The organism is Streptomyces lunaelactis (genome assembly GCF_003054555.1).
GTDB classification, from domain to species: domain Bacteria; phylum Actinomycetota; class Actinomycetes; order Streptomycetales; family Streptomycetaceae; genus Streptomyces; species Streptomyces lunaelactis.
Genome location: NZ_CP026304.1, coordinates 548,552 through 574,385, shown reverse-complemented (window position 1 = coordinate 574,385; position 25,834 = coordinate 548,552). Strand labels below are relative to the sequence as shown.

The window sequence follows — 25,834 nt, the reverse complement described above, 5'->3', positions numbered from 1 at the left end:
CGGCATGGCGGCGGTGAGCGCCGAGCCATGGTTCGGTGTATCCAGGACTAATGAGTCCTGGACGACTCCGTGGGAGTAATCGCTGGTCATGGGAGCCGGGTCACGCGCTCGTCGCCGTACCCCTCGCAATGATCGCGATCGTCACGGTGGTCGACATCCTGGCTCCTCCCGAGGTCCACCTCGGCCCCTTCCTGGTCGCCGCTCCGGCCGTCACAGCTTCGTTCGCCGGGCCTCGAACCACCGCATTCGTCGGAGCGGTCGCCGTCCTGGCCCAGATGGTGGTTGCGATGGCGCGCACCAGCCTCACCGACCTGAACCACACCTTCCAGATCATCGCGCTGATCCTGATCTCGGTATTCGTGACATTCTTCGCCCACCTGCGAGAAGAGCACGAAAAGCAACTCACCCAGCTCCGCTCGGTGGCCCAGGCCGCACAGCAGGTGGTGCTACGGCCACTGCCGCAGCGGGTCGGCCCGCTGCGTGTGGCGTCCGTCTATATTGCCGCCGAAGCCGAGGCACAGATCGGCGGCGACCTGTATGCCGCCGCCCGCACGGCCCATGGGACCCGGTTCATCGTCGGGGACGTTCGGGGCAAGGGGCTGGAGGCGATCGGGGACGCCGCTCTCCTCCTCGGCGCCTTCCGAGCCGCTGCCCACCGGCAGACCGACCTGCCGGCGCTGGTGGCCTATCTGGAGGGAACGGTCTCGTCGAACCTGGACGACCCTGGAGCTGATGCTGACGACACCGAGAATCACGGCGAGGCATTCATCACCGCGGCCGTCCTCGACGTTCCGGACGACGAGCCGGTCCTTCATGTGATCAACTGCGGGCATCCGCCGCCCCTGCTGCTACGCGGCGGCCAGGTCATCGCGCTGGAAGTGCGCCGCCCGGCTCCACCTCTGGGCCTCATCGAACTCGTGGACACCGACTTCGCCGCGGAGACGTTCGCCTTCGCGGCAGGCGACATCATCCTGCTCTACACGGACGGAGTCATCGAGGCCCGGGACCGGTCCGGCGCCTTCTACCCCCTTGTGGAACGGGTGGCTCCTTGGTCCGGTGAACATCCTCAAGCTTTTCTGAACCACCTGTGCAAAGACCTTCTGAGTCATGCCGGGGGGAGGCTGGGCGACGATGCTGCCATGGTGGCGATTGAGCGTCTGCCGCGCGTCAGGGATCGTGAGGTCGGCCGGGGAGACCGTTCGCCGAGCTGAGATTGCCGGCGTCGCGACCGGCCTCATGGCAGGGCTGCCGTGAGTTCCGGGAGGTAATCGGCCAGGAAGCCCAGGTCGGTGGCGCGCTTGAAGTTCGGGTGGCTGCGGTACTCGTGCAGACGGACCAGTGCCTTGCGGCCGAAGTAGCCACCGCCGTCGGCCACCGTTGCCCCCGTGGGCCGGGTGCGCTCGCCGGTCCAGTCGGGGTCGGCCACGGCGAGGGGCAGGCAGCGCTCGAAGAGATGGTGGCAGGTTTGCAGGCCGCGGCGCAGCACCACGTGGTAGGGATCGTTCGGGCCGATCGGATAGGACTCCACGGCCAGGGTCCGGCCCGTGTCGATGCCCTCGTCCACCTGGTGGAGTGTCGCGGCGAACTCCGGCTCGCCGCGCAGGATCGCGTACACCAGGGCCACCTCGGGCAGTCCCCGATAGGCAGGCAGAGGGCCATGGTGGACGTTCAGGATGCGCAGCCCGGTGGAGAGGACCGGAGCGCGAAAGATCATCCGGTTGTTGACCGACCAGACGAGGCCGTCCGTGCCGGCGCCGGCCAGTTCGGCAGCGACCGTGTTGACGTCCGCGACGGCCAGAAAGGGCACGTCGGGCCGAGCCGTCCGCGGGGCGGCAGGGCCGCAGACCAGGTCCACGGCCAGGCCGCTGTCCAGCGTGTGCTGTACGGCGCGCCAGAGCAGCGCGCCCTCACCGACGAAGATCACGACGTCCTCCGCAGCGCGTCGACGGTCTCGACGACCCGGCCGAGCGTCAGGTTGTCGCTCAGGGACCCGAGCCGGGCCAAGAACTGCCTCTCCATGGCCTGTCCCAGCAGTTCGTCTCCGAGCGCGGCCAGCATCTCCAGGACGGCGAGTGAGTCGCCGCCCAGTGCGTGGAAGTCGGAGGAGTCGTCGAGGCGAGTGGCGTCGCAGTGCAGGACGCGGGACCAGATCCCGGCGGTCACTGCGGCGGTGTCGGGGCCGAGCCTGGGCTGCGAATCAGTGGGCGCTCCCGGGACGGCTGGCTTCCCGTGCTCTTCGGCTGCCTCGTCGAAAGGGTTCGGCAGCGCGTTCCGGTCGGTCTTGCCGCTTGCCGTCTCGGGTAGCGCGGGCAATGCACACACCACTGAGGGCACCAGATGGGACGGCAGCGAACGTTCCAACTCCGCCCGTAAGGCTGTCTCGTCGAGGACCGCCGCACCCTCGGCAGGAACCACGTAGGCGCACAGCGCCTGCGGGCCGGCGTGATGCCGGCGGCGGGCGACCACGGCGGCCTGTGCGATGTCCGGCAGTGCGGTGAGCGCCGCCTCGATCTCGCCCGGCTCGACCCGGTGGCCGCGGATCTTGACCTGCGCGTCGATCCGGCCCGCGTATTCGAGCTGCCCGTCCGGCAGCCGTTGCACCAGGTCTCCGGTCCGGTAGGCGCGCCGCCCGTCAGGGAAGTGGACGAAGCGGTCGGCCGTCAGGTCGGGACGGCCGAGATAGCCGCGGGCCAGCTGAACACCGGTTACATACAGCTCGCCCAACTCGCCGTCACGGACTTCGTGCCGCTGCTCGTCCAGGACGGCCACAGAGGTGCGGTGCACCGGCACTCCGATCGGCATCGACGCGCGTGAGGCGTCGTCGCCGACGACTGCGACGGTACAGGCCACCGTCGCCTCGGTGGGGCCGTAGATATTGACGATCAGACAGTCGGGCCCGAACGACGCGCGGGCCCACTGGCTGCTGGCCGTGGTGAGGTTCTCGCCGCCGAGATGGAGCGCCCGGATACCTGCTGGGCGCAGGCCGAGCCGTGCGGCGAGCTCGAGGTGGGTCGGGGTCAGCGCCAGGGTGTTGGCTTGCCGCCCCGAGAACATCTCACGGAGTTTGATGTGGTCGAGTTCGCCGGGCACGGGTACGACGGCGCCACCGTGCAGTAGCGGCGGGAAGATCTGCATCATCGACAGGTCGAAGCCGGGCGAGAAGGAGTACGCGGCCCGGGTCTGCTCGTCGCACCGTAGGAACGGGGCTATCCAGCCCACCACGTTGACCAGGCTCCGGTGCTCGATCTGCACGCCCTTGGGCTTGCCGGTGGAACCCGAGGTGTAGATGACATACGCCAGATCGTCCGGCCCGGGGGCGGCAGCGGCGAGGGTCGCGTGGGCGTGCTCGTCGACGGTCCAGTCCCCCCTTGCGACGTCATCGAGGAGGATCGTCGTGCAGTCGGCCCCCTCCGCCTTGACACAAGAGGCCGTCTCCGTGAGACAGAAGCGGACTTGTGCGTCGTGCAGCAGCTCCTTGACCCGCTGCGCCGGATTCCGGTCGTCCATCGGCAAGAACGCGGCGCCCGCCTTGAGGACACCCAGGACCCCCGCCAGGCCGAGCGCGGAGCGGTCGGCAAGCACACCGACCACCTCGCCGCGCCTGACCCCTCGGGCCAGCAGCACGGCCGCGACGGAGTCCGAGCGGCGGTCCAGATCCCCGTACGACCACGGGGGACTGTCGCCGATCACGGCGGGTGCGTCCGGCCGCTCGGCGGCCTGCGCCCGGAACAACTGCACCACTGTGGTGTCGAGCGGCGGAAGTCCGTCAGGTCCGGGTGCGAGCAGCCGGTCGGCTGCGCCGGGCACCCGAGGCGGTGTCACCCGCGGCGCGCCCGGCACCGGTACGGCGGTGCCAAGCGCGGTCTCGATCCGGTCCAGCAGCAGCTCGCAGCGCTCGCCGACGTCCGCGGCGCCGCGGGCGGAGATCACCAGTTCGGTGTGCTCGGGCAGTTCCAGCAGGACGATGCTGACGGGAACCAGGGGTGCATGCACCGGCAGGGCGTACACGGTTGCCGCCGTGAACTCCCCGGTGCTGAAGTCCTCGAGCGCCAGTCGGCCGGCGTTGGACACGATTGCCGACGCCAGGTAGCGGTGCCGTGCGTACGTGGCGGCGCGCGAAGCGCCGACCAGCGCGGCCGTTGCGGGCAGCGGTAGCCGGGCCAGCGCCGCCTCCGCCCCGGCCGCCAATTCCTGCCGTACGGAAAGGGCGTTGAGCAGCCGCCGGTGCACCTCGTCCGTGCCCTGGCCGGCCGGCACGTCGAGGAACACCGGCAGCGCCAGGTTGGCCGTGGACGACACCGTGGGTGCGTGACGCCGCAGATCGACCGGGACCATGATCCGGGCCGGGGAAACACCCACGGCCCCGGCGACCGCCGCCGCCACCTTCGCGGCCAGCGCAGCGTGCCGGCCCGGAACCGTACGCCGCCGCCACAGCGAGCCGCTGCCCGCCCGGCCGGCCAACGGTGAGCGCTGGTCGAGCCCGAGGCGGGGCCGCTGCCCGGTTCGGCCGAGCCCGTCCAGCAACTGGTAGTCGGCCAGGGAATCGGCGGCGCCGTGCAGCGGTTCACCCCGCAGAGCGCGGAAGACCTCGGCCGCCCAGATCGCCGTGCCCTTGAGGTCCATCACTGCGTGGGAGGCGCGGAACACCACGGTGCTGGGTTCGCCGGTCAGGAGCAGCACCTCGGTGCCGGAGCGGCCTTCCGCCTCGGGCAGCGGGCCCGTGAGCTCCGGCAGGCCGGTGAGTGTACTGCGGTCGAAGGCCGCTCCATCGGCGACCACGACCCGGGCCGGACGTCCACTGTCGATCCACATCCGGCCGCGACGTACCAGCCGCGAGCCCGGGCAGGACGCCGAGGCCTGCGCCACGGCCCGGCTCAGGGCCAGGGCGTCGATCGGCCCGGTGCCCTCGACCACCAGGTGGAGCACCATCAGCTCACCCAGGCGGGCGGCGGCCAGATAAGACCACTCGGTGGGGGAGACGGGCCGGCGGAAAGCGGTACGCCCCACAGGACGGGGCCCAGGACCGAAGCCCGTGGCGGCACGCTGCGCAGTCATGGCTACCGCACCTTCCGGATGAACTCGTTGACGCCGCCGATGCTGTCGATCCAGGCCTCCAGCCGGCCCATCCCGGCTTCGTGGTCCACCCGCGGCGCTGTCAGATCCCGTCGCGCCGCCGAGGTGTCGTACGTCGCCGAACGGGTCAGCAGGGCCAGCGAGTACCGGGAGAGCGGGGGCGAGGAGTGTTTGGCCGGCCACGGCAGTTTCCAGACCATGTCCGCCGTGAAGGCGATTGCGCGCAGCACGCTGTGGGAGACGCGCTTGGTCGGAGGACTGCCGCCGAACCGTTCGGCGAGGCCGGCGAGCGTGCTCCAGATCTCCACCGGCTGCTGGTCGGCGATGAAGTACGCCCTGCCGCCGACACCGTCGGCACGCGCCGCCCGCACGCACGCATCGGCGGCGTTCTCGCAGTAGCACAGCGACGCGTACACGCGCCTGCCCCCGGAGAGGTCGGGCAGACTGCCCGTCATCATCTTCGCGAGCAGCCGCGGCATGAAACCGGAGTGGTCGCGCGGGCCCCAGACGGCGCGCGGGCGCAGCGCGACAGTGGTGAAGTCCGCACGGTCCGCGGCCAGCACCAGGCGCTCCGCGGCGGCCTTGGTCTCCGAGTAGAGATTGAGGTGGCGTGCGGGGAAGGGCTCGCTCTCGTCGATGTCGAGCCGGTCGCCGCCGCGGATGCCCATCAGCGCGCTGGGGCTGCTGATGAAGACGAAGCGTCGTGCGCCCGCTTCCTGGGCCGCCGACATGAGGCGCTCCGTGCCCGAGACGTTCTCGTCCTGGAACTGGGCGCGGGTACCCCTGTCGGTGACCCGGGCCGCGCTGTGGTGCACCGCGTCGATCCCGTCCATGGCCCGACGTAGTGAGGCGGCGTCGCGCAGGTCGCCGTACGCGAACTCGATGCCTGCAACGGTGCGCAGATGGCTCAGGTCGCTGTCTTTGCGTACCAGCACCCGCACTTCGTCACCGGCGCGCGCACAGGCGTCGACGATGTGGCTTCCGAGGAACCCGGAGGCGCCTGTCACCAGTACCTTCATGCCGCAGCGCCCTTCATCTTGCGGCTGCGGGGACGCCACCATGTGGCTCCGTACAGCATCGTGAGCGTGGCGCTCGCCCATGGCTTTCGCCCGGTGGCGAGTTCCTGCTCCGCGCGCAGCGCGGACGGTATCTGGACCGCGTGGACGACGACGCTCAGGAAGGCGTCGAGCCACCACAGAGCGGTCAGCGCCACATGATCCCAAGGCAGCAGCGGCCAGGCCGCCAGATAGGCCCACCCGAGCAGCGGGACGGTGCGCAGCGCGCGGTCGGCCGCCGTTGGGCGGCGGCTTCCGGTGAGCTGGTCTTCGGCCCATCCGGCCAGCAGCTCCCGGCGGATCTTGGCGTTGTGGCGGATGTCCACAGGGAACGCGGGATGCGGCAGGAAGTCCGCGATCGCCTTGGTCATCGGGTTGTTCGCGCCCAGTTCGCGCAACTCGCCCTCGATCCGGGGCCACTGCTTGCGTTCGGTGTCCGGTGCCAGCTCCACGCACAGCACCGGCTGCTGCTCGGCGTGCGGGCCGAAGCCCACCAGCGCCGTGCGCTGCACCTGCGGATGGGTGTTGAAGACGCTCTCGCAGCGCACCGTGTGCAGGTCGCCGCCGCTTGCGCGGACCCGGTGGCTCTTGCGCCCGCAGAACCAGATCCGTCCCTCACCATCGATCCATCCCACGTCACCGGTGCGGTGCCAACGACGCCCGCCGTCCTGGATCTTGTGCTCGGCGTCGGCCTGGAGCGTTTGGAAGTAGCGTGGGCTGACCGCCTCACCGCTGACCACAATCTCGCCCACCTCACCGGGAGCCACCGGCAGTTGGGGCGTCCACCGGGGGACCGGCCGGTCGCTGACTTCGATGGTGCGGACCGACATGCCGGGTGCGGGGCGGCCCACACAGACACCCAGGCCCTCAGCCGGGCCGGCAGCCGGGCCGGCCAGGGCTTCTCTGCTCTCCACCAGTGCCATCGGCAGCGCTTCGGTCGATCCGTAGGTGCTGAACACACGTGCCTCGTTGGGGAGTACGGCGCGCAGCGCGCCCATCAGCTCAGGGCTCACCGGTGCGCCACCGGAGACGATGAGACGCAGCGACGGTACCTGGGCATTCGTCTCTGCCAGATGAGCCGCGAGCGGACCCAGCAGCGCGGGGGAGGCGAACATGGCGTTCACGGAGAAGCGTTGGATCGCGTCGGTCAGTAGCGCCGGGTCGGCGGTGCCGACGCGGCCCATGTTCATCTTCGGCACCACCGCCGTGCGGCCCGCCGCGAGGTCGAACACGCCCATCAGGGGCAGAGTGACCAGGGTGCTTGCCATGTCGGCGGTGAAGTGGCCCTCCTCGACGCCGTACGCCATGCCCCGCAGCATGCCGACGGTGATCTCGACCGGCTTGGCCGGGCCGGTACTGCCGGTGGTGTAGCCGATCAGCGCGAGGTCGTCGGGCCCGGACTCCAGCGGGGGCAGCTGCGGCAGGCCCGCACCGAAGGAGGTCAGCTCCTCAAGTCCGGTGCCGCTTGGGCCGCCCACCCGGATCAGGCTCTGCACTCCGGCGAAGGCACGCGGGCGAAGCCGCCGCAGGATGTGTGCGGACGGTACGCCGATGAATGCCTGGACACCCACGCGATGGATGCAGTCCAGCATGCGGCTCAGCCCCATGCCGGGATCGACCACCACCGGAACCGCTCCGACGTGCATCAGGGCGAAGACCAGCGTCAGCAGGTCGACGCCCGGAGTCACCAGCAGCGCTGTACGGGTACCGCGGCGGATGCCGTGCTCTTCCAGCGCGGCGGCGCAGGCGGTGACCCGGGCGGCGAGCTCGGCATAGCCGACCGAGGCGTAGGCCGGTCGACCTGCCGCCATCCGGTCGCCGTCCGGGTGGATGACGGCCGCTTTGTCGGGTGTACGGACGGCGTGCCAGGCAAGTAGTTCGGCCAGGAACGCGTCCTGGCGCAGTGCGGTTGCGGTGCCGGGCATCAGCACGCGGCTCCTTCGCTGTCGTCGGCCAGGCGGTAGAGGGAGGCTGCCGAACTCAGCCCGGCGCCGACGGCGAGGAAGAGGATCCGGTCGAAGCCGGTGAGCCTGCCCGCGTCTTGTGCCTGTCGGAAGCCGTAGGCGAGTGCGGAGGTGTGCGGGTCGCCCTGGACCCCTTCGACGGTGACTGCGGCATCGGATGCCACGCCCAGGCGTTTGGCGAGCTGGGCGGGGAAGTCGGGTGCCGGCTGGGAGGTGATCAGCAGTGTGCGGTCGAGGAAGGCTGCCGCTCCTTCGGTGTCGGTGCCGTCCTCGGCCGCGAGGCAGCCGCGTACCGATTCGACGGCCAGATCGAGCATTCGCTCCAGGACGCCGCCGTCGCAGTCGACGACGACAGTGTTACGGCCCTCGGAGCCGGCCTCGTCCAGCGGCAGGTACCCGTTGACGCCGTGCGTCCCCGGCGCCGACCGGTGGTACACCCGGCCGAAGCCGCGGGCGTCGTCGGTGCGTTCCAGCAGCAGCGCCGCGCCGGTGCTCGCGTACGGGAACCCGGCAGTGCCCGCCTTCGACGGGTCCATCGAGGGGTGCGTGTCGGCGGAGACCACCAATACCCGGCGGGCACTGCCGGTTGCCAGCAGGGCACCGGCCGCCTGGACGGCGTTGAGCACGCCGCAGGCGCCGTTCATGAGGTCGAACGAGAACGCGGCCCGCCGGTCGGGGTCGTGCAGATACTCCAGGTTGATACCGATGCGCTTTTGGATGAGTGCGGCGACGGACGGCTCGGAGATGTTGGAGTCGCGGTAGACGCCGACGTTGATCAGGACGTCGACGTCAGCGGCGGTGAGCCCGGCTTGTGCCAGGCAGACGCTGCCGGCCGATGCCGCGTACCCGATCGCGCTGCCTGACTCGTCGGCGGGGCTGAGGGCGGTGGAGGTGATGACGGTGGCCATGGTCATACCTCCAGGGAGGAGACGGTCGCGGACAGGAAACCGGTCACCACACCCGATGCGGCGGGCACCAGGAGGATCTTGGACCCCTTGGGTATGCGGCGTTCCGCGAGTGCCTGATGCAGTACCAAGTAGTGAGAGGTGGTGGCGGTGTTGGCGAACTTCTCGACGATCGAGAGTGACTGAGGCATCGGTGTCTCGAAGATGTTCTCGCCCACGTGGTTCATGAAGTCGATGAACCGGCTGCCGACCTGGTGCTGGACGACGAAGTCGTACCCCTCGTCGGCGAATTGGCGACCGTCTTCGGCCAGCTTGTCGCGGTGGAAGGTCGGCCACAGCGAGAGCCTGTCCTGGGCGTGCATCTCTGTGTTGTTCGTGTACATGGCCAGATCGCCGGTGTCGTCGCTGGGCATGCCCAGGCACAGGTGCGAGTACTCCGAGCAGGTCATCAGCTCGATGTCGTGGATCGCGTCCGCTTCGTCGGTGGCGCGATCGACCATCACGGCGACGGCCGAGTCGCCCACGGAGAGGGACGCGAACTGCGGGTCCCGGCTGTTCTCCATCTCGCGTGCGGCGGTGAAGGCGATCGGGGTGATGTGCTCGCCACTGAGGACCAAGCCGTTGCGCACCTCACCGGAGCGGATCATCCGGTCCAGCAGATAGACGCCGGTCATCATGCCCGCGCAGGCGTTGGAGACATCGAAGTGAAGGGCGGAGAGCGCGCCGATCTCCTTGGCGATGCGGTGGGCGAACGACGGCTCGAACTGGTGGCGTCGCCCGTCCGTGGTGCGGCTGATGGAGCAGGAGATCACGACGTCGATCTCGTCCGGCGCGTAGCGCGAGCGATCCAGGCACTCGCGGGCCGCCGAGACTGCCATCGTGAGGCAGTCCTCGGGGATGTCGGCAGTGTCGTCCGCGACGCGGCGCTCGGCCATTCCGGTAATCTTGAAGAGGTCGAATTCCGGAGCTTTCTCCATGTGAGTGAGGAGTTCCGGAGTACTCATAACAGCCGAGGGGAGATACGCCCCTATGGACTCTAATCGACTCTTATTCATAAACCCCTCCTGGTGTTTCCTTGTCCACGCGACGCACTGACGGGGGAAACCTAAGTGGATTCTGGTTTCACCGCCGAGTCGAACTGGTTCGTGGTTCGTGAAATCCCGACTTCGGCGCGCCGCACGATGACGTTAGCGCACTGTTCCGGGGGGTCTGGCGCCACGAGCCTGTGATGATCACCACTCGGCGGTTATGGAGCATTGCCGAGCGTGATGGCCAAAAACCGGTGGCCGGTATTGCGACAGGGTGTCAGTGGGCTCTGCGAAAAGTAGTGGACTGCCGTGATCCCGTTCGCGAACTCGGTCTCATGCCAGGCGCCGAAAGGTCCCGGGGAGAACCGTGCACAGCTCCTCCCCGGGACCCGGTGACGCGTGTGCCCCTGGGCCGTGTCTGACAAATCCCGCCTGGCGCGCGACGCCCGGTGCGATTGCACGCACCGGACGCCGCGCACCTCGCCCTGCGGGCGGACGGCGCTATGTGTCAGACACGGCCTAGAAGGTCAGGTTCCAGGCGTCGATCTTGCCGATGTCCTGGGAGGCGACGTCACTGACGCGCAGCTTCCAGGTGCCTGCGGCCACTTCCGAGGAGGCGTTCACCGTGTAAGTCCTGGCGACGTTGTCGGTGCCGTCGTTGTTCGGGAAGTCCTCGAGCGTGTAGACCGTTCCGTCGGGGGCCACGAGCGAGACCACGAGGTCGCCGCGGTAGGTGTGTTTGATGTCCACGCCGACCTTGAGCGTGGCCGGGGCGTTGCCGCTGACGCCGGTCACGGTGAGCGGGGACTCCACCGTGCTGTTGTCGGCGATGGCGACGTCCGCAGCGTTCTCGAAGTACGCGCCGGGCGGCGGCGTGCCGCCGACGGCCTTCAGTGCATCGACCTGGCCCTCGCCGAAGAAGGCGTTGTTGGCGGTCGTGCCAGTGCAGCGGCTGTCGGAGGGGCAGGCCGTATCGGTGGCCTGGGTGGCCAGCTTGGCCCGGAGATCCGCAGGTGTGGAGCCGGGGTTGGTGCTCGCCAGCAGCGCCGCCACACCCGCGACGTGCGGGGAGGCCATCGACGTGCCGTTCATGGTGCCGTACTTGCCGCCCGGCAGCGTCGAGTAGACCCCGGACGCGCCGTCGCCGCCGGGGGCCGCGATGTCGATGATGCTCCGGCCGAAGTTGGAGTACGAGGCCTTGACGTTGCCGTTGCCCATGGCCGCTGTGGTCACCACGCCCGGCAGCTCGGTGGGTATGTCGATGCACGCGTTGGTGATGGTGCGGGTGACCGGGGTCGAGTCGTTCGGGCTCGATGTGTCGGTCCGCTTGTTCGCCAGGTCGTAGTTGGAGTTGCCCGCGGCCGCGACCTGCAGCGAGCCCTTGTTCTCCGCGTACTCCTGGGCGCGCCTGACGCCCTCGATGATGGCTGCCTGGTCCACGTTGTCGGGGCAGTTGAACATCCACGGGTCCGTGTAATAGCTGTTGTTGGTGACCTTGAAGCCGTGGTCACCGGCCCACATGAACCCGCAGACGGTGTTCTCGGCGAAGAACATGCTGGTGTTCGGCTCGGCGATCCTGACAGAGGAGATCTTCACGCTCGGGGCCACGCCGATGACGCCCTTGCCGTTCTTGGCCGCCGCGATCGTGCCTGCCACGTGTGTTCCGTGCTCGCCGACGTCGCGCCATGCGCCGGTGCGCGTGTCCGCCTTGCCGTAGGCGCAGGAAGCCGAGTCTGCGGCGTTGAAGTTGGGCGCGATGTCCTGGTGGAGGTCGTCGACGCCGGTGTCGAGAACGCCGACCTTGACGGTGGGGGAGCCGGTGGTGACGGCCCAGGCCTTGTCCGCCTTGATCTGGGTCATGTCCCAGCGGTTGGACTCGGTGAGGGTGGTCGTGGCTTGCGAGGGAGTGGCGGGAAGCACGGGGTTGTACGCGTCGGCCGGAACATCCGAGGTCCGCGTGGCGCCGACCTGCTGGACGCCACTGACGCCGCGCATGGTGCCCGCGAAGGCCGAGGACGTCGAGTGCGCCACGATCACGCCGATCGCGTCGTAGTGCGCGAACACCGTGCCGCCGTTGTTGGTGACCGCCGTCTGTACGGCCGAGGTGTCGCCCGGTGCGGTGATGACCAGGTAGGCCCGAGTGCCTGCGGCCCACGAAGCGGTGGACGACGCGGACGCCACAGAGGTCCCGGACGCGACCGGCGCGGCCTGGGCGGCCCCGACGGGACTCACGAACGCCACTGCCGCACCGAGGGCAGCAGTGGCCACGACCGAGCGTCTCAGGCGGCTGGATATGAAGGTAAGCAATGCGTCCTCCGAGAGTCCGGTGGCGCTGGTGGCACCAACCGGACCGATTGTGGGAAGTGGTGAACGCAAGCTCTCAGACAACGGCCCTGCAGGGGAAGGGTTTCGATCACACAAGTGCCCTTCTCGGAAAGGCGATTGGCAGTGAAGCCGCCGTGTGCGAAACAGTGGGCCCGAGGCTCGACGCATCGGCCGACGGCAAGAGCGGAGAGTGCCCGGACCCACAGGAGCCGATGCGGCGGGCGTAGAAGGCGGTGCGGGAGACGTTGAGCAGTTCACAGGCGCGTTTGACGTTGTGGTTGCTCTGCTTCTCCGCCTCGATGAACGGGTGCACCGTCACCGGATCTCCTCCACGAAGAGAGCCGTGGCCCGCTCGAGGATGTCGACGTCCTCCAGCAGCCGGCGGTTCTCCCGCCGCAGTGCGGCCAGTTCCGCGCGTTCACTGCTGGTCAGGCCGTCACACTTACCTGGGCCAGGTGGAGGTCGACGCGATCTCGATGATGGACATCCTTCCGGGGCAGAACGCCTGATCTCGGACGTCCGGCAAAGCGGATCAAGCCCAGAGCATCAACGGTCATGGTGCGGCGGTGGTCGTTGGATGAGGCACCCAGACCCTGGCCGCGGCCGGCATCGCCCACAAACGCATCCGGCCCTACCGCCCGCAAGCGAGCGGATCCCATGGCAGGCCACGGCTGGCGACCTGCTGCTTCGCCCGCCCTCCGGGGACATGTTCGCCGCCCGCTTCGGCCTCCTGATCGTCACCGCCCCCACCGCAGGCCAGGCCGGGGAACGGGGGATGAGGCGTGCGGGGCACAGCACCATTCGACGTCGAAACGTCGACGACCCGGACACGGCCTGCGGGGAGGCCAGTCGCTTGAGCGGAGCCGCCGACCGCTACCGGTGCTCGGAGATTGAGAAGCAAGGGGAGTGCCCGTCGGCGCCGACGACGAGCCGCGAAGACGGTGCGCTTCATGGCAGCGCGTTGTCGGCCGGCGCAGGCGCAGATGACCGGCCGGTGGCCTCGCGCGCGCCTCGAGGGTCGCGGGGGCAGCCACCGGCCGGCGTATGCGCAGGGCAGTTACACCATGGGGTCGAGGTCCCCACTGCCCGTGCTGCTCATCTGCTCGCTCTGCTCCGCGAGCCGGCGGGCCTTGTCCTTCAGACGCTGACGCTCCTGCGGGTCAGCGACACGCTCCGCGGCCTGTTCCATCTCCTGCGCCTTCCGGCGCAGCTGCTGAACGCGACCACTGGACTCGCCTGCAACGCTCATGACCACTCCTTGGTCTGATCGGGAATGAGCTGGCCACACCAGCGAAACAGCGACCCTTCGGCTGCGCATCTCGAATACTCACCCACCGTTATCTGTGCAGCCCCCAGCTGTGCACATCGGCTCGAACAACTCCCGGCGGCCTGCCGGAAAGCAGCCGCCGCAGCGGCGTGAGGAGTATGAAGCGCTACGCCCTCGCCGCCTACCGCCGGCTCTGCGGACGTACGAAGCATGAGACCGGAGCTGCTCTGAGCCATGGCGGCCATGGGTCCCGATCGGAGATTCCCTGCGCAAGGGCCGCCTCACCGCAGGCCAACTCTAGCCACGCCAACCCCAGTTACACCTTTGGCTGGGCAGACCCCGGATGGCGGCGATGACTGTGTGGGCCCACTCGGCCGGGGGCGGGGTGTTGAGCCGGCTCTCCAGGCGTGTGATGTGTGCGGCGCGTTCGTGCACCGTCATGGCCAGTGCGGCGCGCAGGGTGTCGACCAGATCCTGTGGCCGCAGTGGATCGGTCAGCAGGGCCGCGGTTCCCAGGTGCTGCGCGACTCCCGCGTGACGGGACAGGATCAGAACACCGGGACGGTTGATGGCGTGGCACGCGGTGATGTATTCCTGGGCTGTGAGGTTCATCCCGTCGGCGAGTGAGGTCACCCAGAACACGTCGGCTGCCAGGTAGTGGTCGACGACCTCGGGGAAGTCCAGATTGCGGGGGATGTAGTCGACGGGCTCCCACCCGTGCGTGCCCCAGCGGTGGTTGATTCGGTTGATCGCGCTCTCAAGTTCCGAGCGGGTGGAGTCGTAGGCGCGGATGCCGGCCTCCGGCGGTGGGCAGACCAGGCGGTAGCGCACGCGTCCCCGTAGCCGGGGCGAGCCGGCCAGGAGGGCGTCCAGTGCGCGGATCTTGTGGACGGGCGCCTTGGCGTAGTCGAGTCGTTCCACGGACAGCACCAACTGGCTGCCGTCCTTCCCCTGCCGCGGCTGGGGGCGCGTCCTGGCGAGGTCTGCGACGGCATGGCGGTCGATGCCGAGGGGGTGCACGCCGACGCGCGGCGTGGGCCCTGCGGTGCCGGCCAGGAGCCGACGGAAGTTGTCGGCGCAGTCGGCGGTGTGGAAGCCGGCCCAGTCCAGGCATGCAAGCGAGTCGAGCAGCTGCCCGGCTGCAGGAATGCGGCTGAAGACGTCCGGTTGGGGGAACGGCGTGTGGTGGAACAGCCCGATGGCCAGGTCGGGCCGCTGGGCCCTGAGGACGGCCGGTACCAGCCACAGATTGTAGTCGTGCAACCAGACCGTGCCTCCCTGCGCAGCGAGGGAGCCGATATGGCGGGCGAATGCGGCGTTGACCTCCTCATAGTCGGCCCAGTGGGCAGGCCGGTCCTGGATGAGGCCGGGCTGGGACATCAAGGCCGGCCAGAGCGTCTCCTTGCAGACGCGGTGAAAGTAACCCGCCCACCGTTCGGCATGCAGCGGCAGCAGGGACAGCGGCAAGCCGTCGACGGCCGTCATGGGCTCGGCGGGCGGCGGTGCCTCGCCGATGTAGGCGGCTGCCCACACAGCGTCCAGGCGCTCGTCGGTGAGAGCGGCCTGCAAAGTCGGCAGGATGCCGTTGGGACTGGACGGCGGCCGCCAGCCGCCGTCGAGCCAGCGCACGGGTGGGCGGTGATAGCCGACGACCACCGATCGGCGGACCAGCCAGCCGAGGCGTTCCATCCCCTCCAGGACGGCGGCAGCTCCGTCCAAGGCGGAGTGGTGGACCTGCTTGCTCGGTGGGACGCCGGCAGCCAGAGCGGGCTGCGCATTGGCGACCACGACCGCGTGCGTGCCCTGGGAGAACAGTGAGAGGTCGTTGAGGGAGTCCCCGGCCACGAGCATCGCCTGCCGGGGCCACCCCAGCCTGCGGCCGAGCAGCCGCAATGCACGTCCCTTGCTCGCCCTGGCCGGCAGGACGTCGAAGTACCGGCCCGAGGCGTACGACCAGGAGCATCCCAGCGCTCTCACCGTGGCCTTGAGGTCGTCCGAGAGACCTTCGGGGTTCAGATAGAAGGAGCAGCGCCCCTCCTGGGGTACGCCTTCCTGGTACACGAGCTGCGGGAACTGCTGCAGCGCCGCTCGAACCCGGTGGGCGCCCGGCCATCCGGCGCGCAGCTTCCCCTGTATGTCTTCGAGGTGGACCATCCGGATGGCGTCGATGACGCTGGCCCCGACGTCGGCGATGATCCAGCGCGGGGACGGGACCAGGGGATCGTCTCGCAGGAGGGCCTGTACGGAAGCAAGACTGCGTCCGGTCGCGAAGACCACTGTGATGTCCGGGTGCCGGTTCAGGACGTCGCGCAGACGCCGCCGATCGTGTCCATCGCCTCCCAGCAACGTGCCGTCCAGGTCGGTCACGAGCACCCTGGCCGAGCCGGTCTTCTCGCCCACAGGCGGTCCCTTCAGGTCCTGACCAACTACAGCAGCGCTAAAATCCGCCCTTGTGTGGGCGCTTCACCAACCGGGGTCGTGGGTCACCGGGTCGATGACAGTCCCCGCATCAGCCGCGTCCGGGTGCGATTGGGGTCTCTGAACGTCCCGGATTGCCTGCCCAAGTCGCGTCTCGCGAAAGTCGTCGCTTTCCACGAGCCGAGCAATCAGGCCGGCAGGCGCATGGCGCGCGGCCTCCACCAGTCGATCGATGGCAGGGTGGGCTGGCGACACGGGGACCTCCAAGATCACGGCATGGCGACATCGGCACGGCGTGGAGGCCACCGTCAGCGGCTGGTCCAATCCGATCGGGCTGTCGCGACAACACACGCAACGACCGTTGTCCAAGCTCTAGCCACGCGCGGCCCCACCTCAACACGGGCCTGGATTTTTCACTCCGCTGCCCTGGGCCAGTGACTACACGACGAGACACGACCGCCACGCGGCTCAGCGATGGGCTTCCGCAGCAGTGTGCGGGGGCGTGGCCCGTTCGGTGACCCGCCACCCTGGGCCATTCCCTCGCTGTGGTAGCGGTTGCCGAATCCCTCGCTGTCAGCTTTGGGTGATATGCCCCGCTTTGTCGGGTGTCGGGTTCGCCGAGCGGGGTGAAGGACTCGGGGCCGTCCGCGTACCGGATGTCGACGTCGCCGGTGAAATGCTCCAGGTCGAAGGCGCCGGCGGGCTGACCAGGTCGGCCGGAGACGGAGGCCGTGGAGGCAGGCGGGTGATCTCGTCGATGAGTTGAGGGAAGGACCATCCGATGGCGTTGGCCGCGGTTGCAAAACCACCGCCAGTTCGCAGAGCGGGGCAGGCGTTCACTTCAAGGCAGTGGGGCTCTCCGTGGTTGTTGCAGCGGAAGTCGACGCGTGAGTATTCAGCGGGGCCCAAACCTACTGAGCGATGGGCGCGTAGCGCTTGTTCCTGCAGGCAATCCCGGAGTTCGGCGGTGATTTCAGCGGGGCACAGACGCTGCGATGCTCCCGGCCGGTTCTTCGCTTCAAAGTCGTATAGTGGACCGCTGTATTCAAGCTCCACCACCGGAAGTATGTGATCGCCGAGGACGCTGACCGTGAATTCCCTCCCCGACAGAAACGGTGAAATAAGCCAGTCTTCGCCCGCTGGGGATTCCGCGAGAGTGGCAGCCAGTTCATCGGCATCTTCGGCCACAAATAGGGTTGAGAAGCTGGTACCGGTGAGGTACTTCACCACCACAGGGCCGGCATCGAGCATACTCAGCACGCCAGGCTGGTGCTCGTTTTCGCCCGTTCGATGCACCTCCCAAGGGCTCACAGTAACGCCTGCATCCCGCAGGACACGTAGTGTTCGCTGCTTGTCCCACGCCAAACTGCACGCCGCGCTCCCCGCACCCGTGAAAGGTACATCGGCCATTTCCAGTATTGCTTGGACATGCCCGTCGCCACCCCAACCCCCGTGCAGCGCCGGAAATACCATATCTGCCAGTTTCAGTGTGGCGACCATCGCTTCCGACGTAAGCGTAGCGAAGATGTTCTTCCGGCTCTTGGGCACATCAATGACCGGAAGTTCAGTGGTGACCGTAGTCTGTGGCAGATCGCCGGGGTCACAGCTCGATCGACACACGAATGGCTCATCTGCGGCCGGATCGACCACCGTAACCTCGTAACGCAGATCGATGAGCGCGCGAGCTACCGACATTCCCGAGTCGAGAGACACGTCTCGCTCGACACTTTCCCCGCCACACAGCACGACAGCCTTCATGCAGTAGGTTATATGCCTCCCAGGGCGTGAACGCCTTTCTTACTCAGCCTTCTGGGTAGCGCTGTCGGCACGGCTGAACCCGATCCCGGGGCCATCCTGTGCGCCTGGGGCAGCGCCGCTGTACAGGGTCACTTCGGGGGAAGCCGCCGAAGAGTCGAGCGGGAGCCCGCCGTCGCGGCAGGCGCGCCGGCGTCGCCGTGGCCGGCACCCTGACCGATCCCAAGGCGCCCGCGGGGCAGGTCAGTGCCGGAGTGGGACGCCGTCAGAGGCGCACGATGACCAATGCGATGTCGTCGCGGGCACCGCCGCTGACACCGAGTTGGGCCAGGACGGCGTCGGCCAGGCGCTCCGGGCCGAGCGTGCTGCGCTGGGCGAGGGCATCGGTCAGCCGGGCCAGACCGGTGTCGATGTCCTCGCCGCGGCGTTCGATCAGGCCGTCGGTGTAGAGCACGAGGGTGTCACCGGTGGTGTAGGGGACGCTGGCCTGGGGACGGGGGGTGTGCATGGGGCGGGCGCCCAGCGGCGGGTCGGTCGCCCGGTCCAGGAGGTCGTGGGTGCCGTCGGAGTGCAGCAGGACGGGCGGCGGGTGGCCGGCGCTGCTGTAAGCGATCTGACGCCTGCCGGTGTCGACCATTGCCTTGACCGCGGTGGTGGCCAGCGCCCCCTCTACCGAGCGGGCGTACACGCCCAGCACCTCCAGCGCCTTCGCGGGCCCGTCCACTGCGCGGGAGGCGGCGCTCAGGGCACTGCGAAGCATGCCCATGATGGCGGCGGCTGCCAGGCCGTGGCCCACGACGTCGCCGACCGCCACGGCGAAGCGCCCGGCGGGCAGGTCCACCACGTCGTACCAGTCGCCGCACACGTTCAGCGAGCCGATCGCGGGCAGGTAGCGCACCGCGATATCCCTGTGCCCGGCCAGGTCCGGGGAATGGAGCATGGCCTCCTGAAGCGTGATGGCCACCTGGCGTTCGCGGGCGTGGGCCTGGCGCAGTTCCTCATTCAGCAGCTGCAGTTCCCGCGCCCGCGCGTACAGCTCGCTCTCCATTGCCCCCTCCCGCTTGCGCAGGGCTCCGCCCTCCCCGCCCTGCCCTCCGTGGCGGTCTCGGTGGGACAGGACGAACGCGGTCACGTCCTCCACCCGATGGATGATCCACGCCACGCTCCCGTCCGGCCCGACGACGGGTGTGTTGACCGGCGACCACCACCGCTCTTCGAACACCCCGGGCTCACGCATCACGGGAATGTCGTACTTCTGCAGCGCCATCGTGTCCGGTTTCCGGGTGGCCAGGACCCTGTGCAGCGATGCGCTCAGATTCCGTACGCCGTCGGCATTGGGGTCGGCCGGGTTGTCGGGGAAGGCATCGAAGATGTACTGCCCGACCAGTTCGTCGCGGGTCCGGCCTGTCGCCCGAAGATATGCATCGTTGACGTCGACAACCACCAGGTCCGGCCCCAGCACCAGGTACGGGCTCGGTGTGGCTGCGAACAGCGCCACGTAGTCGATCTGCGGTGTCGTCATTCGGCTCCCTGCCGACCCCCGGCCTAGGGACCCCGTCTACCCAATCTATGGTGCATCCGGCGCCGCCGCCTGCCTGGACAACCGGCCCCCCGACCCGACGTGGCCGGGCCTACCGGAACTCCAAGGCCGCCGATTGCTCACGCTGAGCCGACAGGACGGGTGCGCACCGTTCAGAGCCTGATGTGAGCGGCTATTGGCAAGTGGTCGCTCCCTGTCGCAGGCAGTGACCAGAAATCGGTGACCGTCGCCGAGCGCGTCATGATCTGGTCAATCCGAGCTACGGGCAGAGCTGCAGGCCAGCTGAATGCGAACCCTGAGCCTGTTGCGTTCATCTGCGAGCTGACCGGCGCTAGACCGCGGTCGTCCAGCGTGCTGTTGAGGTCCCCAAGCAGAATCACCTTGTCCAGCCGCTCAGCGGCGATCGCTTCACCAAGGAGAACGGCACTCTCGTCCCGCCACGCGGAACTGAATCCGCTGCTCAGGCCGACGCGCACGGAGGGCAGGTGAGCTACATAAACACCGACATCACCCTGCGTCGTCCTGGCAGTCGCCCTCAGTCCGCGGTTCCAGTCTTCCCCGATTCCCTCCGGCCTGATGTCCACCGGCCGCACGTCGGAGAGCGGATACTTCGACCAGAGTCCGACCGTGCCCTTTGTCGCATGGTGGGGATAGTCCGGTGCCATGGCCGCTGCCAAGGCCGGCAAAGCAGAAGGCGTCAACTCCTCCAAGGCGATGAGGTCGGCTTGGGCCTTGATCAGAATCCTCGCGGTGCCTGCCGGGTCTGGATTTTCGTCGCTGACATTATGCTGAAGCGCAGTAATTTCGCCTGCCGATTCGTGACTGGGAAACAGCAGGTAGCCGAAGAGGCTGATCCAAGCGACAACAGGCAGCAGCAACGCGATCAACGCGACGAATGAGCGGCGCAGTAATGCCAAGGCCAGCAGTCCGGGGACGGCTGAGCCGAGCCAAGGCAGGAATGTCTCGAGAAGGCTGCCCAGACGGCCAATCGTATTGGGGACCGTGGCATGAAAGACCAAAAGGAAGGCGACTAGTATGGAAAGCAGCGCTGGAATGCTCCCTCGCCTCCAGCCTGACAGTCCTGATACCGCTTTCCTTGACGTCACCCAGCCAGACGGCAGCCGCAGAAGTTTCTCAGCTTGCTTCCCGAGTGCTGCACTGTCTGGCCTCTTCATCGTCCGCCCATGCACCAGTCGGCATCTCCTTACGATACGACGACGCGGAGCTCCTTGATCCGGTTCCCGCGCTCGCATCGCTATCGCGGACACTCCCCCGACGGAATCGTCGTGCCGACGCGGCACATCCACATCCGTAACGAGGACCGCACCCCCGACCTGTCGTGGATCTCGATCACCCTCGACCTCGGCGACATCACGTTCCACCGACGGCAGTCGGCGCTGCGCCGGGGTTGGAGAGCGTGCCGGGTGTCCGGCGCTCGGAAAATCACTTGATCCACTGGCTTAGGGTTCCCGCATGACGACTGCGCTTCGCCTGGAAAAGGTCACTGTCGCCAACTTCGACGCCGCGATCGGCCTGAAGGTCCGCCCCGACCAGGAGCACTTGGTCGCGCCGGTTGTGAAGTCCCTCGCCGAGGCGTACGTATACCCCCACATAGCGTGGCCCCGCCTCATCCTCGACGGAGACCGCCCCGTCGGCTTCCTCATGGCCTTCCTCGACATCGACTTCGCCGGCGACGGCAAGGGCACCGATATCCGCTCGGGCCTGTGGCGGCTCACTATCGCGGCCGGCGAACAGGGCCGCGGCTATGGCCGCTTCGCGGTCGAGTCCGTGGCCGCTGCTATCCGCCGCCGCGGCGGCACCCGGCTGACCACCACCTGGCACCCGGGGGAAGTCGGCCCCGAGGGTTTTTACCTGGGGCTCGGATTCCGGCCGACGGGGGAGATGAGCGGGGATCAGAAGGTGGGGGAGCTGGAGTTGGAGTAGGCGTCACGAACGCGGAGCTCCCGTACGGCGTCCTGGATCAGTACAGAGACAGGCCGAACGCTGCCAACGCCTCCGTCACCGGCTGGTAGAGGGCGGTGCCGCCCGAGGAGCAGTTGCCGGACCCGCCGACGATGATGCCGAGTGCTGTGCCGCCGGAGAACGCGGTATCGCCGGTATTGCCGGGCTCGGAGCAGATGCTGGACCGGAACAAGCCGTGCACGAGCACGCCCATGAAAGCGCGAGGTTAGTGGGATCCCGTTGTCGGACGTCCTGAGTCTGCTACCGATCCCGCACCGACGCATCCAGAAGTCGCCCCGCTCCAGAAGGCGGACTCCCGTTGGGTTTGCCGTTTCAGACGACGTCCTGCACGAAGCGATCGAGGAGCGCGCTGAGACCGGCTGCCAGCCCCTCCGGTCCGCCGTGCTCGGCGAGAGCCGGGGCAGTCCTGCGAAGTCTGGGAAGTTCCTGGACCGGCATGCGGTGCAGTCCGAGCCGGAACGCGGGGTCGGACTCTTCGGGGTTGTCCACCATGGCTCGTAGTTCCACGAAGATGTAGCCGAGCACCCAGCTGTTGAACGCCCGGAAGGCCAGAGATGCCTTGTTCTCGTCGAGGCCGGCCTCTTCGAACAGGGTCAGTACACGCTCATGGTCCAGGAGGACCGCCAGTGGGCGCTGGGCCAGCGGGACCGCTAGCATGCGGGTCGCCACAAGTGGCACCACCTGCGGGTGGGCCAGGGCGACCCGATATGTCGCCAGAGCGATCCGGTGCAGCTCGGTGCGCCATTCCGGCCCCTCCGGGGAGGAGCCCGCGGCCGTGGCCTCCGCTTCGACGGCGCCCGTACCGGCCGTGTGTGTGTCGGTGTCCGTGTCGGTGGCGTCCAGGTAGTCCTGCAACTCGATGAAGAGGGCCTCGACCAGGCCGTCCAGGAGCGCGTCCTTGCTGGGGGCGTACCGGTACAGGGCCATGGCCTCGACGCCGAGCTCGGCTCCCACCCTGCGCATGCTCAGCGCCGAGAGCCCTTCGCGGTCGACCAGCTCCAGAGCGGCGGCCAGTACGCGTTCCCGGCTCAGCCGGCCGTAGTGGCCGCGATCCCCGGACCGCCGTCCGCTCTCCTTCCGCCCCCTCTCGGCGTCCTTGCCCTTCTTCACCATGTCTGGCCTCCAGTCGCTGGAGCAAGCCGCCTTGGCCTCCGTCTTGACCGTAGATGCAAATGGGACGAAAGTGTACGTATACGCCGTAAATATATAACCTCTTGCGTGTCATGAGAATCTGGCGCCCATCCGGTCCCGGGCCCGCTCCTTGGACGGTCTGCGGAGACCTCCCTCTCGGCGCACCGCGCCCAAAGGAGAAGTCCATGCCCGATCCGTCAACCGTCCTGGTCGACGTGAATGTCGGCGTTACCACGTCCCTGCTGAGCGTCATGCAGGAGCATGGCGTGCACCAGCTGGTCTTCTCCTCGTCCTGCTCCTTCTACGGCGAGGCCGGCACGACGCCACTGGCCGAGAACGCCCCGGCCTGTCCGGTGAACCCCTCCGCGGCGTCGAAGTGGGTCTGCGAGCAGATCCTTGCCGAACTGTGCCTCCTGCGCCCGGAGTTCACCGTGCTGACACTGCGTTACTTCAACCCGGTGGGCGCGCATCCCAGCGGCCTGCTCGGCCATGCCCCTCGCAGCGGGCCCGCCAATCTGATGCCCCGAGTGGCCCGGGTCGCGGCCGGAAGACATGTGCGCCTCAGCGTCATCGGCGGCGATTACGACACCGCCGACGGCGCCGTGGTCCGCGACTGCATCCACGTCATGGACCTCGCGGAAGCCCACCGGAGCGCACTGGGCCATCTCGCCGACCGGACGGGGATGCGTGTGTTCAACCTCGGCGGCGGGTCGGGCACCTCGGTCCTCGAACTCCTGCAGTCGGCGAGGCGTGCGGCAAGTCCATCCCGTACGAGGTCGTGGACCGCCGCCCCGGTGATGCCGGCGAACTCGTCGCCGACGCGAGCACGGCAGCGCGGGAATGGGGCCGGCAGCCGACCAGGGGCCTTGCTGCGATGTGCCGCGACGCATGGCGCTTCCAGCAGTTCAACCCGTCCGGCTGCGGCTGACATCTCTTGACCAAATGCCTGAAAGGGTTAATATGTATATATACGATGTAAACGTACATAGCGGTCGGAGCCTGTAAGCAGGCACAGCCCCACCAGCGGATCCCTCGCTCACAAGCCGGGATCCCGGGCCATCCGAAGCACTCCCCCCACCGCACGACACCAGGCGGTGCACCCCCTTCCCGGAGACATCATGACCACGAACCAGACTCGGCCCGCGGCCACCGACCCGGCGCCGCCCGCCCCGCACCCCCACCCGCCGGGCCACCGACACTCCCGCCCACCCGATGCGCCGGGCCACCGACAAACCCACCCACCCGATGCGCCGCGCGGAGGACAAGCTCCCGCCCCCGGCGTCCGTGAGCCTGGTGGTTCCGGCCCTGAACGAGGCACGCAACATCCCCTGGGTCTTCGAGCAGATTCCGGACTGCGTCGACGAGGTCATCCTGGTCGACGGCAACTCCATCGACGCCACGGTGCCCATGGCGACCCACTGCCTCCCCACGGTCCGCAGCGTCCGGCAGAACGGCCCCGGCAAGGGAAACGCCCTGCGCACCGGGTTCCTCGCCGCGACCGGCGACTACGTGGTGATGATGGATGCCGACGGCAGCATGTCGCCCGCCGAGATCCCGCACTTCCTGCACTTCCTGGAGAACGGCTACGACTTCGTCAAGGGCTCGCGGTTCGTCGCGGGCGGCGGCTCCCTGGACATCACCCGCTTCCGGCAACTGGGCAACCACGTGCTGCTGGCCGCGGTCAATCGGCTCTACGACGCCTCGCTGACCGACCTGTGCTACGGGTTCTGCGCGTTCCGGCGCAGCTTCCTGGACCAACTGGACCTGCACGCCGCCGGCTTCGAGATCGAAGCCGAGATGATCGTGCACGCCCTGCGTTCCGGACTGCGGATCGCCGAGGTCCCGAGCCTCGAACTGCCCCGCCGCAGCGGCCGTTCCAATCTGCACGCCATCTCCGACGGCCGCCGGGTGCTGCGCACGCTCCTCTCCGAGCGACCCGGTGCACAGTCCGCGTCGGCCGGACGGAGCAGCAAGTGAGCGCCACCGGCCGACTCTTCCCCGCTCCCCGCTCGAACGCCTCCGTCCCCGTGGCCCCGCCCTATTCCCCGGTCAGGGTCGTCGACATCGATCTGGCCGAGCCGGGAGAGTTCCACCCGCCCGGCAGCCGCGAGCAGATCCGTCCCGAGGGCAGGGTTCTGGCCCTGGTGCGACTGCACGGCCACCCACTGGGGATGGTCTCCGGGACCGGCACCAGCCCCGCCGAGCTGTGGCGGTCCCTGGCCAATGCGCGGGAGCTCACCACCGCCGTCGCCGCGCACTTGGCAGCCGACCGGCCGAGCACTTCGTCCAGGGTTTCCTCCCGGCCGTGGCACGAAACGGCCGTCCTCCCCTGCCAGGCCGCCGGGCTGCGCGTCCTCGACGAGGCCCCCTACATCAGCGTCATCGTCGCCACCCACGACCGGCCCCAGCTGCTGCGACAGTGCCTGGACTCGCTCCTGCTGATGGAGTACCCGTGGTTCGAGGTGATCGTGGTGGACAACGCCCCGACGGACGCATCCGCCGAGCACCTGGTCCAGGAGGCCTACGGCCGACGGGTCCGCTACGTCCGGGAGCCCGTGGCCGGTCTGGCCCGCGCACACAACCGGGGACTGGCCCTGGCGCGCGGCAGGATCGCCGCGTTCACGGACGACGACACTCTCGTCGACGCCCGCTGGCTGACCGAGCTCGCCGCAGCCTTCTCCCTGGACCGCCGGATCGGCTGTGTCACCGGCCTCATCGTGCCCGCCGAACTCCGGACCGGAGCCCAGGCCGCGCTGGAGCGGCACGGTGGATTCGCCAAGGGGTACACCCCTCGCACCTGGTCACTGCAGGACCCGCCGGCCGACCCGCTGTTTCCGTTCACCGCCGGACGCTTCGGCTCCGGGACCAATATGGCCTTCCGTATGGACATGCTCCGCGCCCTCGGCGGCTTCGACCCGGCTACCGGCACCGGTACCCCGGCTCACGGCGGCGACGACCTGCTCACCTTCTTCCGGGTTCTGGTCGGCGGCCGCACCCTCGCCTATCAGCCGGGCGCGATCGTCTGGCATCGCCACCGCCGTACCGAGGACGCCCTGAAGGCACAGGCCTTCGGATACGGCGCCGGGCTCGGGGCCTATCTGACCGGAGCACTCGCCCGTGAGCCCCAGATGCTGCCCGCCCTGCTGCGCAGGCTCCCTGGAGGCATCCGGTATGCGGCGGCCAAGGCACGCGGCCGGACGGAACCGGGCGACGGATGGTCCAGGCAACTCGCCCTCCTGGAGATACGGGGCCTGCTGTATGGGCCGCTCGGCTATCTCCGCGGCCGCTGGCTCAGCCGCGCGGCCGCGACAGCGGCGACGGAAACTGAGAAGTAGCTGTGTACGCATCACGTGCCCTCAGGGCATCCGAGCCGGCGGGAACGGCGACCAC

At 68.6% G+C, this 25,834-nt stretch carries 21 protein-coding genes; 6 read left to right on the top strand and 15 right to left on the bottom strand.

Annotated elements, in window-relative coordinates:
* The first annotated feature begins 128 nt into the window (after nucleotides 1–128).
* Entirely contained in the window at nucleotides 129–1,211 is a 1,083-nt protein-coding gene (locus SLUN_RS02605) for a PP2C family protein-serine/threonine phosphatase (RefSeq protein ID WP_371413804.1), read from the top strand.
* 23 nt (nucleotides 1,212–1,234) lie between these two features.
* Here SLUN_RS02605 and SLUN_RS02600 read toward each other — a convergent pair whose 3' ends face one another.
* From SLUN_RS02600 to SLUN_RS02540, 13 genes are all read right to left on the bottom strand, one after another.
* On the bottom strand, nucleotides 1,235–1,924 hold the full coding sequence (locus SLUN_RS02600) for a formyltransferase family protein (protein ID WP_108146976.1): 690 nt from the start codon (nucleotides 1,922–1,924) through the stop codon (nucleotides 1,235–1,237).
* Nucleotides 1,921–5,055 carry a non-ribosomal peptide synthetase gene (locus SLUN_RS02595; protein ID WP_108146975.1) on the bottom strand — a complete coding sequence of 1,045 codons (3,135 nt, stop codon included), beginning with the start codon at nucleotides 5,053–5,055 and terminating at the stop codon, nucleotides 1,921–1,923. Before SLUN_RS02595 ends, SLUN_RS02600 begins: the two co-directional genes overlap by 4 nt.
* A gap of 2 nt (nucleotides 5,056–5,057) precedes the next feature.
* Nucleotides 5,058–6,092, bottom strand: coding sequence for an NAD-dependent epimerase/dehydratase family protein (locus SLUN_RS02590; RefSeq protein ID WP_108146974.1), 1,035 nt, complete (start codon nucleotides 6,090–6,092; stop codon nucleotides 5,058–5,060).
* A complete protein-coding gene (locus SLUN_RS02585) occupies nucleotides 6,089–8,053 on the bottom strand; it encodes a fatty acid CoA ligase family protein (RefSeq protein ID WP_108154466.1) in 1,965 nt (654 codons plus the stop codon). The genes SLUN_RS02590 and SLUN_RS02585 overlap by 4 nt, the downstream gene beginning before the upstream one ends.
* Nucleotides 8,053–9,000 (bottom strand): beta-ketoacyl-[acyl-carrier-protein] synthase family protein, encoded by a 948-nt coding sequence (locus SLUN_RS02580; RefSeq protein WP_254710016.1) that lies wholly within the window; start codon nucleotides 8,998–9,000, stop codon nucleotides 8,053–8,055. Before SLUN_RS02580 ends, SLUN_RS02585 begins: the two co-directional genes overlap by 1 nt.
* A 2-nt stretch (nucleotides 9,001–9,002) precedes the next feature.
* Entirely contained in the window at nucleotides 9,003–10,001 is a 999-nt protein-coding gene (locus tag SLUN_RS02575; RefSeq protein WP_254710017.1) for a 3-oxoacyl-ACP synthase III family protein, read from the bottom strand.
* A gap of 543 nt (nucleotides 10,002–10,544) precedes the next feature.
* On the bottom strand, nucleotides 10,545–12,293 hold the full coding sequence (locus tag SLUN_RS02570; RefSeq protein WP_371413803.1) for a S8 family peptidase: 1,749 nt from the start codon (nucleotides 12,291–12,293) through the stop codon (nucleotides 10,545–10,547).
* A 145-nt stretch (nucleotides 12,294–12,438) separates the two neighbouring features.
* Complete coding sequence (locus tag SLUN_RS02565; protein ID WP_108146971.1) at nucleotides 12,439–12,669, bottom strand: hypothetical protein; 231 nt, start codon at nucleotides 12,667–12,669, stop codon at nucleotides 12,439–12,441.
* Nucleotides 12,670–13,407: 738 nt separating this feature from the next.
* Complete coding sequence (locus tag SLUN_RS02560) at nucleotides 13,408–13,599, bottom strand: DUF6381 family protein (protein WP_108146970.1); 192 nt, start codon at nucleotides 13,597–13,599, stop codon at nucleotides 13,408–13,410.
* A gap of 315 nt (nucleotides 13,600–13,914) precedes the next feature.
* Nucleotides 13,915–16,017, bottom strand: coding sequence for a trehalose-6-phosphate synthase (locus tag SLUN_RS02555; protein WP_257153637.1), 2,103 nt, complete (start codon nucleotides 16,015–16,017; stop codon nucleotides 13,915–13,917).
* A 591-nt stretch (nucleotides 16,018–16,608) separates the two neighbouring features.
* The gene (locus SLUN_RS02550) at nucleotides 16,609–17,793 is read right to left on the bottom strand and encodes a D-alanine--D-alanine ligase family protein (RefSeq protein ID WP_108146968.1); all 1,185 of its coding nucleotides are present in this window, start codon (nucleotides 17,791–17,793) and stop codon (nucleotides 16,609–16,611) included.
* Between the two features lie 262 nt (nucleotides 17,794–18,055).
* Nucleotides 18,056–19,312: a PP2C family protein-serine/threonine phosphatase gene (locus SLUN_RS02545; RefSeq protein WP_108146967.1), complete on the bottom strand. Its 1,257-nt coding sequence runs from the start codon at nucleotides 19,310–19,312 to the stop codon at nucleotides 18,056–18,058.
* Nucleotides 19,313–19,482: 170 nt separating this feature from the next.
* Complete coding sequence (locus tag SLUN_RS02540) at nucleotides 19,483–20,349, bottom strand: endonuclease/exonuclease/phosphatase family protein (protein WP_254710383.1); 867 nt, start codon at nucleotides 20,347–20,349, stop codon at nucleotides 19,483–19,485.
* Between the two features lie 267 nt (nucleotides 20,350–20,616).
* On the opposite strand from SLUN_RS02540, the gene SLUN_RS39270 reads away from it, so the two are divergent.
* The gene (locus SLUN_RS39270) at nucleotides 20,617–20,781 is read left to right on the top strand and encodes a hypothetical protein (RefSeq protein ID WP_159100165.1); all 165 of its coding nucleotides are present in this window, start codon (nucleotides 20,617–20,619) and stop codon (nucleotides 20,779–20,781) included.
* A gap of 22 nt (nucleotides 20,782–20,803) precedes the next feature.
* Nucleotides 20,804–21,274, top strand: coding sequence for a GNAT family N-acetyltransferase (locus SLUN_RS02535; protein WP_108146966.1), 471 nt, complete (start codon nucleotides 20,804–20,806; stop codon nucleotides 21,272–21,274).
* Nucleotides 21,275–21,311: 37 nt separating this feature from the next.
* Here the strand turns inward: SLUN_RS02535 and SLUN_RS02530 are convergent, their stop codons facing one another.
* The gene (locus SLUN_RS02530) at nucleotides 21,312–21,506 is read right to left on the bottom strand and encodes a chymotrypsin family serine protease (RefSeq protein WP_175314387.1); all 195 of its coding nucleotides are present in this window, start codon (nucleotides 21,504–21,506) and stop codon (nucleotides 21,312–21,314) included.
* Between the two features lie 119 nt (nucleotides 21,507–21,625).
* A complete protein-coding gene (locus SLUN_RS02525) occupies nucleotides 21,626–22,426 on the bottom strand; it encodes a TetR/AcrR family transcriptional regulator (RefSeq protein WP_108146965.1) in 801 nt (266 codons plus the stop codon).
* 203 nt (nucleotides 22,427–22,629) lie between these two features.
* Between SLUN_RS02525 and SLUN_RS02520 the strand changes: the two genes are divergently transcribed.
* The 3 genes from SLUN_RS02520 to SLUN_RS02510 all read left to right on the top strand — a co-directional run bounded on the left by SLUN_RS02520 (nucleotide 22,630) and on the right by SLUN_RS02510 (nucleotide 25,779).
* Entirely contained in the window at nucleotides 22,630–23,382 is a 753-nt protein-coding gene (locus SLUN_RS02520) for an NAD-dependent epimerase/dehydratase family protein (RefSeq protein ID WP_306610662.1), read from the top strand.
* A gap of 274 nt (nucleotides 23,383–23,656) precedes the next feature.
* The gene (locus SLUN_RS02515; protein ID WP_108146964.1) at nucleotides 23,657–24,421 is read left to right on the top strand and encodes a glycosyltransferase family 2 protein; all 765 of its coding nucleotides are present in this window, start codon (nucleotides 23,657–23,659) and stop codon (nucleotides 24,419–24,421) included.
* Nucleotides 24,418–25,779, top strand: a complete 1,362-nt coding sequence (locus tag SLUN_RS02510) for a glycosyltransferase family 2 protein (RefSeq protein ID WP_257153636.1) — start codon at nucleotides 24,418–24,420, stop codon at nucleotides 25,777–25,779. Before SLUN_RS02515 ends, SLUN_RS02510 begins: the two co-directional genes overlap by 4 nt.
* The last annotated feature ends 55 nt before the right edge of the window (nucleotides 25,780–25,834 follow it).

Excerpts from the sequence above, each read along its gene's own strand:
- SLUN_RS02575 (WP_254710017.1), bottom strand. The coding sequence starts at position 10,001 with ATGAGTACTCCGGAACTCCTCACTCACATGGAGAAAGCTCCGGAATTC.
- SLUN_RS02525 (WP_108146965.1), bottom strand. The coding sequence starts at position 22,426 with ATGGTGAAGAAGGGCAAGGACGCCGAGAGGGGGCGGAAGGAGAGCGGA.
- SLUN_RS02580 (WP_254710016.1), bottom strand. The coding sequence starts at position 9,000 with ATGGCCACCGTCATCACCTCCACCGCCCTCAGCCCCGCCGACGAGTCA.
- SLUN_RS02515 (WP_108146964.1), top strand. The coding sequence starts at position 23,657 with ATGCGCCGGGCCACCGACAAACCCACCCACCCGATGCGCCGCGCGGAG.
- SLUN_RS02545 (WP_108146967.1), bottom strand. The coding sequence starts at position 19,312 with ATGACGACACCGCAGATCGACTACGTGGCGCTGTTCGCAGCCACACCG.
- SLUN_RS02560 (WP_108146970.1), bottom strand. The coding sequence starts at position 13,599 with ATGAGCGTTGCAGGCGAGTCCAGTGGTCGCGTTCAGCAGCTGCGCCGG.
- SLUN_RS02550 (WP_108146968.1), bottom strand. The coding sequence starts at position 17,793 with ATGAAGGCTGTCGTGCTGTGTGGCGGGGAAAGTGTCGAGCGAGACGTG.
- SLUN_RS02585 (WP_108154466.1), bottom strand. The coding sequence starts at position 8,053 with ATGCCCGGCACCGCAACCGCACTGCGCCAGGACGCGTTCCTGGCCGAA.
- SLUN_RS02535 (WP_108146966.1), top strand. The coding sequence starts at position 20,804 with ATGACGACTGCGCTTCGCCTGGAAAAGGTCACTGTCGCCAACTTCGAC.
- SLUN_RS02530 (WP_175314387.1), bottom strand. The coding sequence starts at position 21,506 with ATGGGCGTGCTCGTGCACGGCTTGTTCCGGTCCAGCATCTGCTCCGAG.
- SLUN_RS02520 (WP_306610662.1), top strand. The coding sequence starts at position 22,630 with ATGCCCGATCCGTCAACCGTCCTGGTCGACGTGAATGTCGGCGTTACC.
- SLUN_RS02605 (WP_371413804.1), top strand. The coding sequence starts at position 129 with ATGATCGCGATCGTCACGGTGGTCGACATCCTGGCTCCTCCCGAGGTC.
- SLUN_RS02595 (WP_108146975.1), bottom strand. The coding sequence starts at position 5,055 with ATGACTGCGCAGCGTGCCGCCACGGGCTTCGGTCCTGGGCCCCGTCCT.
- SLUN_RS02590 (WP_108146974.1), bottom strand. The coding sequence starts at position 6,092 with ATGAAGGTACTGGTGACAGGCGCCTCCGGGTTCCTCGGAAGCCACATC.